Raw genomic sequence first — 1,296 nt, forward strand, 5'->3', positions numbered from 1 at the left:
CTCTTGTCCGGAGTGGGGTCGGGGCGGGTCACGGCGCGAGGCGTTCGACGACGGTGGCGATGCCCATGCCGCCGCCGACGCACAGCGTGGCCAGGCCGTAGCGCAGGTCGCGGCGTTCCAGCTCGTCGACGAGGGTGCCGAGGATCATCGCGCCGGTGGCGCCGAGCGGGTGGCCGAGCGCGATGGCGCCGCCGTTGACGTTGACCTTCTCCAGGTCCAGGCCCATGTCGCGGACGAAGCGCAGCACGACGGCGGCGAACGCCTCGTTGATCTCGACGAGGTCGATGTCGTCGATGGTCAGTCCGGCCTTGGCCAGCGCCTTGCGGGAGGCGGGCGCGGGGCCGGTCAGCATGATCGTCGGGTCGGCGCCGGAGACGGCGGCGGAGACGATGCGGGCCCGGGGGGTGAGGCCGTACCGGCGGCCGACCTCGGCGTTGCCGATCGCCACCAGGGAGGCGCCGTCGACGATGCCGGAGGAGTTGCCGGCGTGGTGCACGTGGTCGATGCGCTCGACCCAGTGGTACTTCTTCAGCGCGACGGCGTCGAAGCCGCCGAGTTCGCCGATGTCGGCGAAGGACGGCTTGAGCTTGGCAAGCGAGTCGGCGGTGGTGCCGGGGCGCAGGTGCTCGTCGCGGTCGAGCACGGTCAGCCCGGCGCGGTCGACCACCGGCACGACGGACCGGTCGAAGCGGCCCTCCTTCCACGCCTGGGCAGCTCGCTCCTGGGAGAGCGCGGCGTACTCGTCGACGTCGCGGCGGCTGAATCCCTCGACGGTGGCGATGAGGTCGGCGCCGATGCCCTGCGGGACGAAGTTCGTCTCGAAGCTGGTCATCGGGTCCATGGCCCAGGCGCCGCCGTCGCTGCCCAGCGGCACCCGGGACATCGACTCCACGCCGCCGGCCAGGACCAGGTCCTCCCAGCCGGAGCGCACCTTGGCGGCGGCCATGTTGACGGCTTCGAGGCCGGAGGCGCAGAAGCGGTTCTCCTGGACGCCGGCGACGGTGTCCGGGAGGCCGGCGGCGATCGCGGCGATCTTCGCGATGTCCGAGCCCTGGTCGCTGTGCGGGCTGACGACGCCGAGGACGACGTCGTCGACGGCCGCCGGGTCGAGGTCGGGGAAGCGGCGGCGGATCTCGTGGATCAGCCCCACCACCAGGTCGATCGGCTTGGTGCCGTGCAGGGCGCCGTTGGCCTTGCCCCGCCCTCGCGGGGTGCGGACGGCGTCGTACACAAACGCTTCGGTGGTCACGGGTCTGCGGCCTTTCGTGCGGCTTGCCGGGCGGGGTGGAACGTGTC

The 1,296-nt window shown here is 72.5% G+C and carries 1 protein-coding gene; it reads right to left on the minus strand.

All coding sequences use genetic code 11. The features are described from left to right. Positions 1-28 precede the first annotated feature (28 nt). Entirely contained in the window at positions 29-1,249 is a 1,221-nt protein-coding gene (locus FNX44_RS26955; protein ID WP_143651579.1) for an acetyl-CoA C-acetyltransferase, read from the minus strand. Between the last annotated feature and the right edge of the window lie 47 nt (positions 1,250-1,296).

It is taken from the genome of Streptomyces alkaliterrae (genome assembly GCF_007097205.2).
GTDB classification, from domain to species: domain Bacteria; phylum Actinomycetota; class Actinomycetes; order Streptomycetales; family Streptomycetaceae; genus Streptomyces; species Streptomyces alkaliterrae.